Source organism: Pseudomonas sp. CYM-20-01 (assembly GCF_023169845.1).
Taxonomy (GTDB): Bacteria; Pseudomonadota; Gammaproteobacteria; order Pseudomonadales; family Pseudomonadaceae; genus Aquipseudomonas; species Aquipseudomonas azotoformans.
Genome location: NZ_AP025169.1, coordinates 5934057 through 5951018, shown reverse-complemented (window position 1 = coordinate 5951018; position 16962 = coordinate 5934057). Strand labels below are relative to the sequence as shown.

The 16962-nt window shown below is 60.2% G+C and carries 16 protein-coding genes; 5 read left to right on the top strand and 11 right to left on the bottom strand.

Annotation, left to right across the window (positions count from 1 at the left end):
* Window positions 1-196 precede the first annotated feature (196 nt).
* The 7 genes from folK to dksA form a co-directional block, all read right to left on the bottom strand.
* Entirely contained in the window at window positions 197-694 is a 498-nt protein-coding gene (folK, locus tag M2497_RS27110) for a 2-amino-4-hydroxy-6-hydroxymethyldihydropteridine diphosphokinase (protein WP_248484575.1), read from the bottom strand.
* Window positions 695-696: 2 nt separating this feature from the next.
* Window positions 697-2091 (bottom strand): polynucleotide adenylyltransferase PcnB, encoded by a 1395-nt coding sequence (locus tag M2497_RS27105; RefSeq protein WP_248484574.1) that lies wholly within the window; start codon window positions 2089-2091, stop codon window positions 697-699.
* A gap of 708 nt (window positions 2092-2799) precedes the next feature.
* A complete protein-coding gene (locus M2497_RS27100; protein ID WP_248484572.1) occupies window positions 2800-4230 on the bottom strand; it encodes a sigma-54 dependent transcriptional regulator in 1431 nt (476 codons plus the stop codon).
* Window positions 4231-4252: 22 nt separating this feature from the next.
* Window positions 4253-7207 (bottom strand): sensor histidine kinase, encoded by a 2955-nt coding sequence (locus tag M2497_RS27095; protein WP_248484570.1) that lies wholly within the window; start codon window positions 7205-7207, stop codon window positions 4253-4255.
* On the bottom strand, window positions 7191-7367 hold the full coding sequence (locus M2497_RS27090) for a hypothetical protein (protein WP_003176118.1): 177 nt from the start codon (window positions 7365-7367) through the stop codon (window positions 7191-7193). Before M2497_RS27090 ends, M2497_RS27095 begins: the two co-directional genes overlap by 17 nt.
* Before the next feature lie 62 nt (window positions 7368-7429).
* A complete protein-coding gene (gene gluQRS, locus M2497_RS27085) occupies window positions 7430-8317 on the bottom strand; it encodes a tRNA glutamyl-Q(34) synthetase GluQRS (protein WP_248484568.1) in 888 nt (295 codons plus the stop codon).
* Window positions 8318-8400: 83 nt separating this feature from the next.
* Entirely contained in the window at window positions 8401-8844 is a 444-nt protein-coding gene (dksA, locus tag M2497_RS27080; RefSeq protein ID WP_058427634.1) for an RNA polymerase-binding protein DksA, read from the bottom strand.
* 319 nt (window positions 8845-9163) lie between these two features.
* Here dksA and M2497_RS27075 point away from each other — a divergent pair, with 319 nt between their 5' ends.
* Together M2497_RS27075 and sfsA are read left to right on the top strand one after the other, a co-directional pair.
* A complete protein-coding gene (locus M2497_RS27075) occupies window positions 9164-10336 on the top strand; it encodes a pyridoxal phosphate-dependent aminotransferase (RefSeq protein WP_248484566.1) in 1173 nt (390 codons plus the stop codon).
* On the top strand, window positions 10336-11046 hold the full coding sequence (sfsA, locus tag M2497_RS27070; protein ID WP_248484564.1) for a DNA/RNA nuclease SfsA: 711 nt from the start codon (window positions 10336-10338) through the stop codon (window positions 11044-11046). Before M2497_RS27075 ends, sfsA begins: the two co-directional genes overlap by 1 nt.
* On the opposite strand, the gene M2497_RS27065 is transcribed toward sfsA, so the two are convergent.
* The gene (locus M2497_RS27065; protein ID WP_071490014.1) at window positions 11043-11360 is read right to left on the bottom strand and encodes a Rieske 2Fe-2S domain-containing protein; all 318 of its coding nucleotides are present in this window, start codon (window positions 11358-11360) and stop codon (window positions 11043-11045) included. The genes sfsA and M2497_RS27065 overlap by 4 nt on opposite strands.
* 156 nt (window positions 11361-11516) lie before the next feature.
* Here M2497_RS27065 and M2497_RS27060 point away from each other — a divergent pair, with 156 nt between their 5' ends.
* From M2497_RS27060 to M2497_RS27050, 3 genes are read left to right on the top strand one after another with little or no spacing between them, the layout of a single operon-like run.
* Window positions 11517-12395 (top strand): ABC transporter substrate-binding protein, encoded by an 879-nt coding sequence (locus M2497_RS27060; RefSeq protein WP_248484557.1) that lies wholly within the window; start codon window positions 11517-11519, stop codon window positions 12393-12395.
* Window positions 12392-13429, top strand: a complete 1038-nt coding sequence (locus M2497_RS27055; protein WP_248484555.1) for an iron ABC transporter permease — start codon at window positions 12392-12394, stop codon at window positions 13427-13429. Before M2497_RS27060 ends, M2497_RS27055 begins: the two co-directional genes overlap by 4 nt.
* On the top strand, window positions 13429-14196 hold the full coding sequence (locus tag M2497_RS27050; protein ID WP_248484553.1) for a heme ABC transporter ATP-binding protein: 768 nt from the start codon (window positions 13429-13431) through the stop codon (window positions 14194-14196). The genes M2497_RS27055 and M2497_RS27050 overlap by 1 nt, the downstream gene beginning before the upstream one ends.
* Window positions 14197-14440: 244 nt before the next feature.
* Here the strand turns inward: M2497_RS27050 and M2497_RS27045 are convergent, their stop codons facing one another.
* The 3 genes from M2497_RS27045 to M2497_RS27035 form a co-directional block, all read right to left on the bottom strand.
* Window positions 14441-14713, bottom strand: a complete 273-nt coding sequence (locus tag M2497_RS27045; protein WP_071490018.1) for a TfoX/Sxy family protein — start codon at window positions 14711-14713, stop codon at window positions 14441-14443.
* Between the two features lie 193 nt (window positions 14714-14906).
* A complete protein-coding gene (locus M2497_RS27040; protein WP_058427626.1) occupies window positions 14907-15251 on the bottom strand; it encodes a pentapeptide repeat-containing protein in 345 nt (114 codons plus the stop codon).
* A 93-nt stretch (window positions 15252-15344) separates the two neighbouring features.
* Complete coding sequence (locus tag M2497_RS27035) at window positions 15345-16901, bottom strand: bifunctional aminoglycoside phosphotransferase/ATP-binding protein (protein WP_248484551.1); 1557 nt, start codon at window positions 16899-16901, stop codon at window positions 15345-15347.
* Window positions 16902-16962 lie beyond the last annotated feature (61 nt).

Sequence of the window (16962 nt, the reverse complement as noted above, 5' to 3'; positions counted from 1 at the left end):
GGCGCTTGGAAACAGCGAGTAACGCGCGTGAGTCTTCGTTTATACAGGCGCACTGTCTTGAGAGCAGTGCTTATAAGGCCTGGATTGCGCCCTTCAGCGCCGGGTTGGCGGCAGCGGGACGCCTATAGTCGTAAGGAGGACACGGGAAGTCAATTGGATGTGTTACCGCATTGTTACGATGACGGTGTTACCGCTGTTACTGACGCGATTCAGCAGCGGTGAGGCGTTCAAGACCGACAAACGGGCAGGCTTCAAGCAGTTCGTCGAGGGTTTGCCCATCGGGTAACGCCAGGCTGGCGGGCGCCAGTTCGGCCAACGGGTACAGCACAAACGCCCTGAGGTGCATCTGGTAGTGCGGCACCTTGAGGCGCGGCTCATCGATCAGTCGATCGCCAAACAGCAGGATGTCCAGGTCGAGCGTGCGTGGGCCCCAACGCTCAAGGCGTTCGCGGCCCTGGTCGTTCTCGATGGCTTGCAGCGCATCCAGCAAATCAAGCGGCGCAAGATTGCTGTCCAGGGCTGCCACCGCATTGGTGTAGCGCGGCTGCCCAGGGAGCAGTGAGTCACTTTGATAGAAGGCAGAGACCCCGGCGACGTGGGTGTCGGGCAATTGCGCCAGCGCTTCGATAGCGCTGCGCAATTGCTGATCCGGGGCAGCCAGGTTGCTGCCCATGCCAATGTAGATGCGTTCCACGTTTATTCGCCCGAGGCGTCGGCCGCGCTACGCTTGCGCTTGCTGCTGCTGCGGCGACGCTTCTTCGGCCCGGTGCCTTCACCATCGCCTTTGCTGCCGAGGTCACGGATCATGTCGCGGCGTTCGCTGTCATTGGCATCCTGGTAGTCGGTCCACCATTCGCCCAGGCCGTCGGTCTGCTCGCCGGCGCTTTCACGCAACAGCAGGAAGTCGTAGCCGGCACGGAAACGCGGGTTGTCCAGCAACAGATCGGCACGTTTGCCGCTGCGGCGTGGCAGGCGTTCCTGCATGTCCCAGATCTCACGGATCGGCATGGTGAAACGTTTCGGAATGGCGATGCGCTGGCACTGCTCGGCAATCAGCTCATGAGCGGCTTCCTGCATGGCCGGGATCGGCGGCATCCCACGCTCCTGCAAGCGCAGTACGCGTTTTGGCAACGCCGGCCACAACAGCGCGGCAAACAGGAACGCCGGGGTGACCGGCTTGTTCTGCTTGATGCGCAGGTCGGTATTGATCAGCGCTTCGCTGATCAAGGTGTGGGTGTACGTCGGGTTGTATTCCAAAGCCTCGGCGCTGGCCGGGAACAGTGGGTCGAACAACTGCAGGTCGACGAGCATTTCGAAGGTGTCGGCGGCATAGCCCGAGAGGAACAGCTTCAACACTTCTTCGAACAGGCGGGCCGAGGGGATCTCGCGCAGCATCGGTGCCAGTTCGCGAATCGGCGCAGCGGTGTGGCGCTCAATGCCGAAGTTGAGCTTGGCGGCAAAACGCACTGCTCGCAGCATGCGCACCGGGTCTTCCTGGTAGCGCTGGACCGGGTCGCCGATCAGGCGGATCAGGTTGTTGCGAATATCGTGTACGCCATTGGCGTAGTCGAGAATGCGCTCGCTGACCGGGTCGTAATACAAGGCATTGATGGTGAAGTCGCGGCGCTGCGCGTCTTCTTCCAGGGTGCCATAGACGTTGTCGCGCAGGATGCGCCCGCTTTCGTTACGTGAGGACTGGTTGGTGTCTTCCTCTTCATCGTTTTGCGGGTGGCCGGCGCGGAACGTTGCAACTTCGATGATTTCGCGACCGAAGTGGATATGCACCAGCTTGAAACGCCGACCGATGATCCGCGCATTGCGGAATTCGGCACGCACCTGCTCAGGCGTGGCGCTGGTGGCGACGTCGAAGTCCTTGGGCGTGATATTGAGCAGCATGTCGCGTACACAACCGCCCACCAGATAAGCCTGGTAGCCGGCGTTCTGCAAACGTTCGACGATATTCACCGCATAACGGCTGAATTGAGCGCGTTGCAGCGAATGCTGGCTGCTGTTGAGCACTTCAGGCGTGCTGCGTTTGTGTTGCGTACGACGCAAGGGAGAACGGAATGACTGGAACAACTTCTTCAGCATGGGATGCACTGTTTGAAGGAATGTTCGGCCATAACGAAGAATGACCGCATGATGGGCGGGGATTCTAGCATTTAGTCAGGGGATGGTGTAGGAACAAGCTGCAAGCCCCAAGCCAAAAGCTTCAAGAGGTTGCTGGACGGTCAAATCGCGGAAACTACAAGGGGAGCCGAAGCTCCCCCAGAAGTAGTTGCGTGCTCTATTTTTATTATTGGTTGCGGGCTTCTTGTTTTTGTTGATCGCCCTCGCCATGAAGCTTCACCTTCATGACACTCCCAATCGGGAGTCAAGAGCAAACGGATTGCTTTGGTCGCTGTGTTGCTGATCTACGATCCAACCAGTTCAGGCTCTGCCTTAGGGCAGTTTTTGTTGTTCTCGGCCTGGTTGCGGGGCAAGCCCCAAATGCAACGCCTCTCCAAAAGAATCAGTTAGCTGCGCCTCCGCCGTGTTGTTTTTGTTATGCGTGAGTCGATTCGTCTTATTTTTATTGTCTTGTACAAAGCTTGTTATTGTTTTTGTACTAAGCATATAGCAGGGTGCGTGCCAACTTTTGCACCGCCCAGCAAAACCGGGGGGTTGAGGTGGTTTCGGGTTTTTGACGGACCAAAAAAAGCCGGGGCTTCGTTACCGTAAGCCCCGGCTTTTGTTACGCGAAATATCCGCGGTAACAGTTTTTTCACATCTGCGGGTGTTACCTGTGAGGGCGCCCCCTCAACTCTCGCTGGTCACGCCGGTCTTACGCCGTGGAATGCCCAGGCGCTGGCGACGTTCCCACAGGCATTTACGGCTCACGCCCAGCTTGCGCGCCAGTTCGGTCTCGGTCATGTGGTCCTGATGCTCAAGGACGAAGTGCTGGAAGTAGTCTTCCAATGACAGATCTTCCGTCGGCTCATGGCTGGTGTTGCTACCGCCGCCCTGTTGGGGGGCCAGGCCGATGAAGTCATCGTCTTCCAGATCGCTCAGCTCAATGTCGATGCCCAGCAGCTCGGCGGAAATCTCCGGGCTCTCCGACAGGATCACCGCTCGCTCGACCGCATTTTCCAGCTCCCGCACGTTACCTGGCCACGAGTAGTGGCGAATCGCTTGCTCGGCGTCCGGAGCGAACTTCAGGTCGGTTCGGTTGATGCGCGCGCTCTGGCGCTGCAGGAACGCGTTGGCGATCTCATTGACGTCGGCGCCACGCTCACGCAGGGCCGGCAATTTGAGTGCGATCACGTGCAGGCGGTAATACAAGTCCTCACGGAACTGGCCGATCTTGGCCAGGCTCTTCAAGTCTCGGTGGGTAGCAGCGATCAGTCGAACATCGACCTTCTGCGATTGCACCGAACCCACGCGGCGAATCTCGCCTTCTTGCAGTACACGCAGTAACCGCGCCTGGGCTTCCAAAGGCAGTTCGCCGATCTCGTCGAGGAACAGCGTGCCGCCGTCCGCCGCTTCCACCAGGCCCGCACGCCCGGCGCTGGCGCCGGTAAACGCGCCTTTTTCGTGGCCGAACAGTTCGGACTCGATCAGGGATTCAGGGATCGCTGCGCAGTTCACCGAGATCATCGGCGCCTTGGCGCGCTTGGACAGGTTGTGCAGGGCACGGGCCACCAGTTCTTTACCGGTGCCGGACTCGCCCTGAATCAAGACATTGGAGTCGGTGGGCGCGACTTTGCGGATCTTGCTGTACAGGTCCTGCATGGGTGGGCAGGAACCGATGATGCCGATCTCGCCGTTGCTGTTGTCGACGCCTGGCTTGTCATTGGTTTTGCCCGCAGGGCGTTGCTCGGCCGGCGTGCTGCTGGCCGACTGGCGGTCACGCAGGATACGGGCCACTGCCTGGAGCATCTCGTCATGGTCGAAGGGCTTGGCGATGTAGTCCACCGCGCCCATCTTCATGGAGTCCACCGCCGACCGCAGGCTGGCGTAGCTGGTCATGATCAGCACCGGAGTGCCCTGGCCAAGCTTGATCAACTCGGTGCCAGGCGCGCCAGGCAGGCGCAGGTCACTGACAATCAGGTCGAACGTGGGAATGCTGAAACGCTCTTGGGCTTCCTGCACCGAGCCGGCTTCGCTGACCTGGTACTGATTTCGTTCAAGCAGGCGACGCAAGGCAGAGCGGATAATGGTTTCGTCTTCGACGATCAAAATGTGCGGCATTGATTCAATTCTCTCGACGGTCTCAGTTCACAGCGGACGTCGCTTCGACATGACGCGGCAAGGTCACCCGAATACGGGTGCCGCGTTGGCTTTCGGTGTCAGCCGGGCTGTCGATGGTGATTTGTCCATAATGCTCTTCAACGATGGAATAGACCAGTGCAAGGCCCAGACCGGTACCTTCACCTGGGTCCTTGGTGGTGAAGAAGGGTTCGAACAATCGGTCCATGATGTTCTGTGGAATACCGCTGCCTTCATCCTCGACGATCAGATCGACCGTATGTTCGAAAGCCTCGGTCTTGACGCGTACGGCACCGCCGGCCGGGGTGGCGTCACGGGCGTTGGACAGCAGGTTGATCAGCACTTGGGCGAGGCGTTGGGAGTCGCCGTCGACCCAATGGTCGGGGTCGCATAAATTGAAGAACTGTACTTCGAAATTGCGCCGGTTCAAGGCCAGCAGCCCAATGGCGTCCTGTGCCACCTCGGCCAGGCACACGGCTTCGTCGTGGTTCTGGTGGGCGCCGGCATGGGCAAAGCTCATCAGCGACTGCACGATGCGCGAGACACGTTTGGTCTGTTCGAGAATCTGCCCGCTGATCTCGGTGATTTCGCCATCTTCTTCACGCTCTTCCCGCAGGTTCTGCGCCAGGCAGGCGATACCGGTGATCGGATTGCCGATTTCATGGGCCACGCCCGCCGCCAACCGGCCGATGCTCGCCAGGCGCTCGGAGTGAACCAGCTTGTCTTCGAGCATCTGGGTTTCGGTCAGGTCTTCCACAAGCAACACCAGGCCGCTGTTGCCGGGGGCCAGCGGCTCGTCGATCGCGGCTTTGTGCAGGTTGAGCCAGCGGGTCTGGCCGTCGAGGGCCAGGTGTTGTTTGTGCAAATGCTCGTCGGGCAGATTGATGAAACCTTGCAACAGTTCTTTCCACGGCTCGCCGAGGGTGTTGAGGCGTGAGCCGACCACACGTTGCGCCGCGATGCCGGTGAGTTCTTCCATGGCCTTGTTCCACATCAGGATCTCTTGATCCTTGGCCAGGGAGCATACGCCCATGGGTAATTCCTGCAGGGTCTGGCGGTGGTAGCGGCGCAAGGCATCGAGTTCGGCGGCCAGGCCTGTGAGGCGCGAGTGGTAGTCCTCCAGCCGGCTTTCGATGAAATGGATGTCTTCGGTTACGTAGTTTTCACCGCCGGCCTTGTAGGGCAGGAAGGTTTCCACCATGTCCTGGGACACGCTCGGCCCCATCAAACCGGACAGGTTGGCTTCGATACGGTCACGCAGACGCCGTAGCGCGTACGGGCGGCGCTCATCGAACGGCAGGTAGAGATCGCGCAGCGCCTGCTCGACTTCCTTTTGTGCGGCTTTGGCACCTAACGGCTTGGCCAGTTGCGTGGCGAACTCCTGGGGTGAGGCCGCATGCAACTCACGCCGTTGCGGGCGGCGCACGTTGTCCACCGCACAGGCTTCGGCGGCGCTGGTTTCTTCCGGGCTGGCGTTGGTGAACAGCGAGATCAGGGTGAACATCAAGACGTTGGCGGCCAATGACGCAATCGCGGCCATGTGCCAACTGGTGTCATCCAGCACGTAGATCATGTTCAGTAACGGGATGTAGAAGCCCTGCAGGTTGCCGACCAGCGGCAGCAGCATGGTCACGACCCACACCAGGATGCCCGCCAGCAGCCCGGCGATGAAGCCGCGCCGATTGGCCGTCGGCCAGTACAGGACCGACAGCACGCCCGGCAGGAACTGCAAGGTGGCGACAAATGCGACGATCCCCAGGTTGGCCAGGTCCTGGCCCGCGCCCAGCAGCAGGTAGAAACCATAGCCGGCCATGATGATCGCGACGATCAACGCGCGCCGCGTCCATTTCAGCCAGCGATAGATATTGCCCTCGGCCGGCGGTTGGTACAGCGGCAATACCAGGTGGTTGAGCGCCATGCCCGAGAGGGCCAGGGTGGTCACGATGATCAGCCCGCTGGCAGCTGACAACCCGCCCACATAAGCGAGTAGCGCCAAGGCCGGGCTGTTCGCGGCAATGCCGATGCCCAGGGTGAAATACTCAGGGTTGGTGGTGGCACCCAGTTTTAAGCCTGCCCACAGGATCAGCGGCACCGCCAGGCTCATCAACAGCAGAAACAACGGCAAACCCCAGCTGGCGCTGACCAGTGAGCGCGGGTTGAGGTTCTCGGTGAAGGTCATGTGGTACATGTGCGGCATCACGATCGCCGAAGCGAAGAACACCAGCAGCAGTGTGCGCCAGGGGCCTTCCTGCAATGGCGTATGCAGGGCGGCGAGGGCGGTCTGGTTCTGCAATAGCCACAGTTCCAGCTGTTGCGGGCCGTCGAACACCCCGTAAAGCGCGTACAGGCCAACGCCGCCGATGGCGATCAGCTTGATCACCGACTCAAAGGCAATCGCGAACACCAGGCCTTCGTGTTTTTCGCGGGTGGCGATGTGGCGTGAGCCGAAGAAAATCGTGAACAGGGTGATCAGCGCGCAGAAGGCCAGGGCGACCCGATGTTGCACCGGTTCGCGGGTCAGGATGCTGATGGAGTCCGCCACCGCCTGGATTTGCAGGGCCAGCAACGGCAAAACGCCGATCAGCATGAAAATCGTGGTCAGCGCACCGGCCCAGGTGCTGCGGAAGCGGAAAGCGAACAGGTCGGCCAGGGATGACAGCTGGTAAGTGCGGGTGATCTTCAGGATCGGGTACAGCAGCACAGGCGCCAGCAGAAACGCGCCGGACACCCCGAGGTAGCTGGAGAGAAAGCCGTAACCGTATTGATAGGCCAGGCCTACGGTGCCATAGAACGCCCAGGCGCTGGCGTAAACGCCAAGGGACAAGGTGTAGGTCAGCGGATGGCGAATGATCGCCCGCGGAATCATTCCACGCTCACTGATCCAGGCCACCCCGAACAGCGCGGCCAGGTAGGCGGCGCTGATCAGCAGCATCTGGGTGAGGCTAAAGCTCATCGGCATCTTTTTGGCTCTGCAGGATGAAAGTCACGACGATCAGGATCAGCCACAGCAGATAAGGGCGATACCAGGCGCCCGTGGCGTCGATCCACCAATCCATGATGGCGGGGGAAAACAGGTAGATCCCGACGACCAGCAGCAGGACCAATCGATAGATGTACATGTTGGCCTCTGTGTAAAAACGTGCGGCGATGGTAACGGATGCTTGGCAAGCTGCAAGCGCCTTCAGCTCAATTGCGCTTCGGCCAGCGTGAGTGTGCGCGGTATCCGCGTGGCGTCCCAGTGCTGGATGCCCCAGTCCAGCAGTTCCCGTGGGCGGGCGTACTCGAGTTCTTCCCCGGGTTGCTGGCCGAGGGCGCGCAGAGCCCTTAATAGCAAAGGCGTGGCCTGGTCGGGTGTCAACGGTGGGGAGCGGTAGGACTTGCCCAATTTGTTACCGTCCGGCTGCACGATCAGCGGCACATGCAGGTAGCGCGGCTGGCGCAGGCCCAGCAGTTCCTGCAGGTAGAGCTGGCGTGGCGTGGAGTCGAGCAGGTCGGCGCCGCGCACGATGTCGGTAACACCTTGCCACGCATCGTCGAGGACCACGGCCAATTGATAGGCATAGAGGCCATCGCGGCGACGGATGATGAAATCGCCTACATCGCGGCCCAGATGCTGTCGGAATTCGCCCTGGACGCGGTCGGTAAAGTGGTAGGCAAGCTCAGGAACACGCAGACGGATGGCCGCGTCCTGCTGATCGTGACCGGCATTGCGGCATAGGCCTGGGTAGATCCCGTTGTAGGCTTCCAATTGTTTTCGTGAGCAGGTGCAGGCGTAGGCCAGGCCGTGGTTGAACATATCGTTCAGCACTTTGGCGTAGGCTTCGTGCCGTTCGCTTTGTCGGACCAGTTCGCCGTCCCATTCAAAGCCATAACTTTCCAGTGCATGCAGGATCGCTGCCTGGGCGCCGGGCTCTTCACGAGGTGGGTCGAGGTCTTCCATACGCATGAGCCAGCGGCCTTGGTTGGCGCGGGCGTCGAGGTAGGAGGCGAGGGCGGCGACCAGTGAGCCGAAATGCAAATGGCCGCTGGGCGTGGGGGCAAAACGCCCGATATAGGTAGAGGCTGTCATGGGCCGGATACTACTGGAAATTCGGTAAACGCCAGAAACAAAAATGGGGCGTTCGTACGCCCCATTCGTTCAGCTCGGCTGGATTACTTGCCGACTTGTTTTTCCTTGATTTCGGCCAAGGTCTTGCAGTCTACGCAGAGGTCCGCAGTTGGGCGGGCTTCCAGGCGACGAATACCAATCTCGACGCCGCAGGATTCGCACCAGCCGTATTCTTCGTCCTTGATCAGCTGCAGCGTCTTGTCGATCTTCTTGATCAACTTGCGCTCGCGATCACGTGCGCGCAGTTCAAGGGCGAATTCTTCTTCCTGGCTCGCACGGTCGGCGGGGTCAGGGAAGTTGGCTGCTTCGTCCTTCATATGGTCAACCGTACGGTCGACCTCCTGCATCAAGTCCTGTTTCCACTTGTTCAGGATCTTGGTGAAGTGCTCGCGCATGGGCTCGCCCATGTACTCCTCACCTTTCGTCTCTACGTAAGGTTCGAAGCCGTTGAGGCCTTGAGTCTGCTGTTGCTTTGCTTGGGTGGACATGAATAGACCGCCTCTCACTCTTCTAATCCATTGCGCAGGATTGCAACGTCACCGACACCTGCCGGCCCTGCGGCTGCAAGCGGGCGAACTTACCAGATAGATTCGGGGTGCGCCACTCCCGGTTGTCGAGGCCCACGGCAAAGCGGTTGCAAACTGCGACAGCCCGCCATTGCTGGGTATGTGTTGCCTCGAATGTAGATTTTAGTCGTTTTGCAGGCGCTTGCCCGGACTGCATCTGCTGTCGGGCAGGCAATAGAACATGTTTTACGGCGTGGGTTCGGTAGAATCCAGATTTTGTCCTCACCGTTAAGGAAGGCTAATGGCCCAGCCCTACAGTGCGCGCAGTCGCGCCATCGAACCTTTTCATGTCATGGCATTGCTGGCGCGGGCCAATGAGCTGCAGGCTGCCGGCCATGATGTGATCCACCTGGAAATCGGCGAGCCGGACTTCACCACTGCCGAGCCGATCATCCAGGCCGGCCAGGCCGCATTAGCCAACGGCAAGACTCGCTACACCGCGGCCCGTGGCCTGCCTGAACTGCGCGAGGCCATCAGCGGTTTCTATCAGCAGCGCTACGGGTTGAACGTCGACCCCGAGCGTATCCTGATCACCCCCGGCGGTTCAGGCGCATTGTTGCTGGCCAGCAGCTTGCTGGTGGACCCTGGCAAGCATTGGCTGCTCGCAGACCCTGGTTACCCGTGCAATCGTCACTTCCTGCGCCTGGTAGAGGGCGCGGCCCAGTTGGTGCCGGTCGGCCCGGAGGTGCGCTATCAGTTGACCGCCGACCTGGTGGCCAAGCACTGGGACCAGGACAGTGTGGGCGCGCTGGTGGCCTCGCCAGCCAACCCGACCGGGACGATCCTCAGCCGTGACGAATTGGCTAGCCTTTCTGCGGCCATCAAGGCGCGTAATGGCCATTTGGTGGTGGATGAGATTTACCATGGCCTTACTTACGGCACCGACGCGGCCAGCGTGCTGGAAGTCGACGACGAGGCTTTCGTTCTGAATAGTTTTTCCAAGTATTTCGGCATGACCGGCTGGCGCCTGGGTTGGCTGGTGGCGCCGCCGGCGGCAGTGGGCGAGTTGGAGAAGCTGGCGCAAAACCTCTACATCAGCGCGCCAAGCATGGCCCAACACGCCGCGCTGGCGTGTTTCACCCCACAAACCCTGAGCATTCTGGAAGAGCGCCGTGCTGAGTTCGGTCGCCGTCGGGACTTCCTGTTGCCCGCTTTGCGCGAGCTGGGGTTTGGCATCGCGGTCGAGCCTGAAGGGGCGTTCTATTTGTATGCCGATATCAGCGCGTTTGGCGGTGATGCCTTCGCATTCTGCCGTCATTTCCTTGAAACCGAGCATGTGGCGTTCACGCCTGGCCTGGATTTCGGTCGCTACCAAGCCGGTCATCATGTGCGTTTTGCCTACACGCAAAACCTTGATCGGCTACAAGAAGCAGTGGAGCGGATTGCCCGTGGTCTGCGGAGCTGGCAAGGCTGATGCGCTTTAATCCTCCCCTTGAAGAAGCGCGCCTGATTCGCCGCTATAAGCGTTTTCTCACCGATATCGAGACCGTTACCGGTGAGTTGCTGACTATTCATTGCCCCAACACGGGCTCGATGCTCAATTGCATGGTGGAAGGCGGACAAGTCTGGTTCAGTCGCTCCAATGACCCCAAGCGCAAATTGCCCGGCACCTGGGAAATCGCCGAGACGCCCCAGGGCCGGTTGGCCTGTGTGAACACGGCGCGCGCCAATCAACTGGTCGAGGAGGCGCTGCATGCAGGGGTGATCACTGAGCTCAACGGCTTTACCGCGTTGAAACGCGAAGTGCCTTACGGCCAGGAGAAAAGCCGCATCGACTTTCGCCTGGATTATCCCGACGGTGCGGCCTACGTCGAAGTCAAAAGCGTGACGCTGGGCTTTGACGGCTCTGCGGTTGCGGCGTTTCCCGATGCGGTGACCCAGCGTGGCGCCAAGCATTTGCGCGAGCTGGCGCATCTGGCGCGGGAGGGTGTGCGTGCGGTGCAGTTGTACTGCGTCAATCTCTCGGGGATTGAGGCCGTGCGACCTGCGGTGGAAATCGACGCGGGTTACGCCGCCGCCTTGCGTGAAGCCAAGGCGGCGGGGGTAGAAGTGCTAGCGTATGGCGTGCGGGTGACCTGCGAAGACATCTGTGTGGACCGACGCCTGGACGTGCTGCTCGACTAGAGTTCCACCCACAGACCCTGGGCGTCTTCGCAGCCGCGCAAGGCGGTCAGGCTTTGCCCGGCGCAAGGGCCGGCGATGCATTCGCCGTTCTCGATCAGGAACAGGGCGCCGTGGGTCGCGCATTGGATCAGGCTGGCGCTGTCATCGAGAAACTGGTCGGGTTGCCATTCCAGTGGAATGCCACGATGGGGGCAACGGTTGATGTAGAAGTACGCAACACCGTCGCGGCGCACGGCCAGCAGCTTGCACCCGTCGATGTCAAAACCGAGGCTGCTGTTGGGCGCGAGTGCGGTGGAGGGGCAGAGAAACTTCATTGCAATCCTTAAGTGCCTTGACGTTCAAATGCAAACAATTATCAAATGCCGGCTTCGCCCGTCAGCTGACCGGGCGCTCAATACGATGCCAGACGGGCGTTTGCTGTCACATTGATGAGTGCTTGAGCGGCCCTGCCCTTGGAAGGAAACCCTGTTATGCGCCTGAGTACCAGCGCTATTGCGCTAGTTGTCGGACTGCTGGTCAACCACGGGGCGCAAGCCTCTGAACTGCCACAACGTTGGGTGAGTGCCGGTGGGGCACTGTCGGAATGGGTGGCGGCCCTGGGCGGTGAGTCGAAATTGGTCGGGGTGGACACCACCAGCCAGCATCCTGAATCCCTCAAGGCGTTACCGAGCATTGGCTATCAGCGGCAGTTGTCGGCGGAAGGCATTCTGAGTCTGCGCCCGCAGGTGCTGGTTGGCACCGAAGAAATGGGGCCACCGCCAGTGCTGGCGCAGATTCGCAGCGCGGGCGTGCAGGTGGAGATGTTCTCGGCGCAACCGGATCTGCCTACATTGAAAGGCAATCTTCAACACCTGGGTAAGTTGCTGGGCAGCGAGGCCAAGGCCAACGAATTGTTTACCGGATATGAGCAGGCACTGGATCAGCAGAAGCGCTGGGTGAGCAAGGCCCAGTCCACGCAAAAGGCGCCAGGCGTGTTGTTGTTGCTCGGGCACGCGGGCGGCAAGCCGCTGATTGCGGGCAAAGACACGGCGGCTGACTGGATGTTGCAGCAGGCGGGTGGGCGCAATCTGGCGACCCATGAAGGTTACAAGCCGTTTTCGGTGGAGTCATTGGCGGGCTTGAGCCCGGATGTGCTGGTGTTTGCTGACCGTGCCCTCAGCGGCGATGCGGCGCGTGCGGCGCTGTTCAAGGAAAACCCGATCCTGGCGTCCACGCCGGCGGCCAAGAGCGGGCGAGTGTTTGAAGTCGACCCCACCTTGCTGGTTGGAGGACTCGGGCCACGCCTGCCGCGAAGTCTAGCGGACCTGTCTGCCGGGTTTTACCCCTCCCAAGCCAAGCCTGCCCCATGACGACTTTGGTTAAACCGAAGACGCTGTTTATTGGGCTGGTGCTGTTGTGTGTCTTGGCGATCTGGCTTTCGCTGGCACTGGGGCCGGTCAGCCTGCCTTTGCTGGATACGCTCAAGGCCGCGCTGCGTTTGATGGGGTTGCCGATCGAGGCGCAAGGGCTGGAGCAGGCTGAGCTGATCCTGGGGCAGATCCGTTTGCCGCGCACGCTGCTGGGGTTGGCGGTCGGCGGTGTGTTGGCTTTGTCCGGTGTGGCAATGCAGGGGCTTTTTCGCAACCCCCTGGCTGATCCGGGCCTGGTGGGGGTTTCCAGCGGTGCCGCCTTGGGGGCGGCGGTGGCGATTGTCGGCGGTTCGTTTTTCGGCGGTTTGCCGGATGCGTTCGGGCCGTATCTGTTGTCACTCTGCGCATTCCTGGGGGGCTTGGGTGTGACGGCGCTGGTCTATCGGCTGGGACGGCGCAACGGCCAGACCAACGTCGCGACCATGCTGCTCGCGGGTATTGCCCTTACGGCTCTCGCCAGTTCGGCGGTGGGTCTGTTCACCTACCTGGCCGACGACGCGACATTGCGTACCCTCACTTTTTGGAACCTGGGCAGTCTCAACGGCGCCAGCTATTCACGGTTATGGCCGCTGTTGCTGGTGAGCGCGGGCGTGGCGCTGTGGTTGCCGCGCAGGGCTCGCGCGCTGAATGCCTTGCTGCTCGGTGAGTCTGAAGCCAATCACCTCGGTATTGATGTGGAGGGCCTCAAGCGTGAATTGGTCTTCTGCACCGCCTTGGGTGTGGGCGCGGCGGTGGCGGCTGCGGGCATGATTGGGTTCGTGGGATTGGTGGTGCCGCATCTGGTGCGTTTGCTGGCGGGGCCGGATCATCGGGTGCTGTTGCCTGCATCGGTCCTGGCGGGTGCGAGTCTGTTGTTGTTTGCCGATCTGGTTGCGCGGCTGGCCCTGGCGCCGGCTGAGTTGCCAATCGGTATCGTCACTGCGTTTATTGGCGCGCCGTTTTTTCTTTACCTGTTGTTGCGGGGGCGTGCCTGATGCTGCGTGTAGAAAACTTGCAGATCTGCCGTGGTCGCAAAATCGTGTTGGCGGATGTCACGCTTGATCTGTTGCCGGGTGAAGTGCTTGGCGTGCTGGGTCCCAATGGAGCGGGCAAGAGTACGCTGCTCGGTGCGCTGTGCGGCGAGTTGCATCCGGACCAAGGCAAGGTGTGCCTGGATCAACGTCCTTTGCAGGAGTGGAGTGGGGCACAACGAGCGCAGCGCCTGGCGGTGTTGCCACAAAGCTCGACACTGGACTTTGCTTTCCGTGTTGAAGAGGTTGTCGGCATGGGGCGCTTGCCCCACCAGACTGGACGCGTGCGCGATGATGAGATTATCGAGGCGGCCTTGCAGGCGGCTGACGTCGGGCACTTGAGCGGTCGCAGCTATCTGGCGTTGTCCGGTGGCGAGCGCCAGCGGGTGCACCTGGCGCGGGTGCTGGCGCAATTATGGCCGGGTGAAGCGGGGCAGACGCTGCTGTTGGATGAGCCGACGTCAATGCTGGACCCTTTGCATCAGCACACTACGTTGCAGGCCATTCGTACCTTCGCCGATCGTGGGGCGGCGGTGTTGGTGATCCTTCACGACTTGAACCTCGCAGCCCGTTACTGTGACCGTATTCTGTTGCTGGAGGCGGGGCGCCCGCATGCCTTGGATACGCCGGCGCAGGTGATGCAACCTGAGCCCTTGAAAGCTGTGTTTGGTCTGGATGTGCTTGTGCAGGCCCATCCCGAGCGCGGGCATCCTCTGATCATTGCGCGCTGAATCCGGCTTTTCCATAGGCAAAAAAAGACCCGGCAAAAGCCGGGTCAAATAACCGTGATTAGCCTGATGAGGAGATAATCTGAGAGTCCGAACCAATGGTCTTTCAGTTATCGGCTGATCTCGCGACCAGTTGTGATAATCATAACGATTCTCATTTGAGAGTCAACCTTTGTTTTCTCAGTGTCTGCGGGTTTTCTCAAACGCGCGTTCGGAATGTCTGTAAACATGGGGCCTGATAGTCGATCTAATTCTTTTGGCGCGTTGAAATAGCGTCAAGTTGACGGTTCAGCGCTTCCTTGCGTTCGGCAGGAATGTCATTCCAATGCACGTCCATCAGTGCCCCTTCGATGGCATACAGAAGCACTTTCGATGCACGAAACCCGCGCGTCCGCACGGCCCGGTAGGCATCGACCGCACCTAGGCGACGCAAGTCGGATGCACTATGGATGCCCACCGCATGCAGCCACTGTGCTGACGTCTTGCCAAGGTTTTTCAGGTGTTGCAGCTCATCGTTCATCAAGCCTCCTTGCGACGGCCGAATGGTGCGGTGGGTATCGTAACCAGGCAAGCCTGAACAGAAGTGTAGCGCTCAGTAGGAAAAGCGTAGTTCTTTAGTCGGAAACGGCCTAAAGACGTATAAGCATGATGAGGTCAGGCAGGCAGGAAGTCCCCGGCACGCCTGTGCGAAACCGGGGCAGAAGCAGGAGGGGTCAGCGAGTGCGATAGCGCAGGCGTGTGCCGAAATTGACCGACATGAGAATCTCGTCAGCGCTCAGTTCCGGCGGGAAGTACGTGCCGGAAATCTGCGCGTGGGCCAGGCTGGCGCCCTCCAGCGGGCAGTTGCGCAGGTCCAGCCCGCGCAAATCGGCAGATCGGAAATAGGCGTCGGTAAAGTCCACCCCCGCCGCGTTCAGTTCGCGCAAGTCCAGCCCGCGGAAGTCACCACCGCGCATGTCGATGACACCGTCTTTTGGGCGTTCCTGGTTGAAGCCTCGGACATCGTCTTTATGCAGGAGCGAGTAAAGCGGAGTATCAAGAAGCTTGGGCTGACTCATGACGGCGACTCCCGTTGGATTTATGACGCCATTATAGTGCCACTATTGCTCGGTCGTGCGCCCCAAGTAGGCGACACGACCAAGAAATTTTTCTTACAGGCCTGGCAGACGCTGGCGAATATGCGCCACCAGTGCGTCGAGGGTCCCGCTTTCATTGGTCTCGACGCGCTTGCTGAGGAGCAACTCCTCGGCGGTGAGTGGATCACGATGGGCTTGCTGTTCTTCGATAACAGTCAGTGTTGCGTCGGACGGATCGTTTTTGTCCGCCTGACGTTGCGCCAACCAGCTGGCAATAACGGCTTGTGGGGCGTTGCAATCCAGAATCAGGAAAGGCGCACCCGTGGCTTCGGCAACTTTGGCAGCCGCATCGCGTTGTTCACGTTTCAGGAAAGTCGCATCCAGCACGACCGGGTAGCCGGCACGCAGCACGGTATCGGCGATTTCGTTCAGGCGTGCGTAGGTCGCGGCACTGGCGTCGGCCGCGTAGATACCGGCCTGTGGTGTGTTTTCCACCTGTTGCTCGCCAAACAGGCGCTTGCGCTCCACGTCCGAGCGCAGGCGCACCGCACCCAGTGCTTCCACCAGGCGCATGGCCACATGGCTTTTACCGACAGCCGAAACGCCGTGGGTAATGGCCAGGAAACGCGATGGAATGGTGCTGTAGCTTTCCGCCAGGTTGGCGTAGTTGCGGTACTGGCGCAGGGTCGTGGCGCGCTGCACCGGGCTGGCCTCGCTCGGCATGCTGAACAGTGCGATCTTGGCGCGGACCAGGGCGCGGTAGGCTTTATAGAAGTTCAACACTTCCAGGCCCTGATAGTCACCGGTCAACTCCAGATACTGACTGATGAAGCGACGTGCCAGGGACTTGAGCCCACGGTCTTCCAGGTCCATGGCCAGGAAGCCGGTATCGGCGTACACATCGGTGAAGCGGAAGGGCTCGTTGAACTCGATGCAGTCGAAGATCACCACGTGGCCGTCGATCAACGTTGCGTTACCCAGGTGAATATCACCGTGGCATTCGCGGGTGAAGCCGTCCTGCTTGCGCTGGGAAAACAGTGGCTTGAGGCGCTCGAAGCTGCTTTCGGCCCAGGCTTGCAAGGCTTCCAGCTGGGCCAGGTCGGCCTTGTCGCTGAGGAATGGGCGGATCTGGTCGAAGTTCTGGCGAACCGGAGCCATTACCTCATCCGGCGTGCCGGCCGGGTGCTGCTGTGGCACTTTTGGTGCAGAGAGATGGAAGTGCGCGATCTGCTTGGCCATTTCATCGATGTGCGCGCTGGTCAGTTCGCCATTGGCTTGCAGGGTGCTGAGCAACTGGCTTTGCGGGAACTGGCGCATTTTCAGTGCGTATTCGATAACCGGCCCATCGCCACCCAATTGCGGGGCTTCGGCTGTGCCGGTGATCGGCAACACTTCAAGATACAAATCTTCGGTCAGGCGCTGATTGAGGCGCAGCTCTTCGTTGCAGAAATGGCCACGCTTTTCCAGATCGGTGAAGTCCAGAAATCCGAAGTTCATCGGTTTTTTTAGCTTGTAGGCGTAAGGACCGGTCAGTACGACCCAGGAAATATGGGTCTCGATGACTTGGAACGCTTCAACCGGATGGGGGTATAAAGCCGGATTTTGCAGGGCAGCGATCAGGGACTGGCTCACGGGCGATCCTTCAGAGTCTGGGGAAAAACATGGCGGGCATTATGGCTGCTGCGACCGCTTG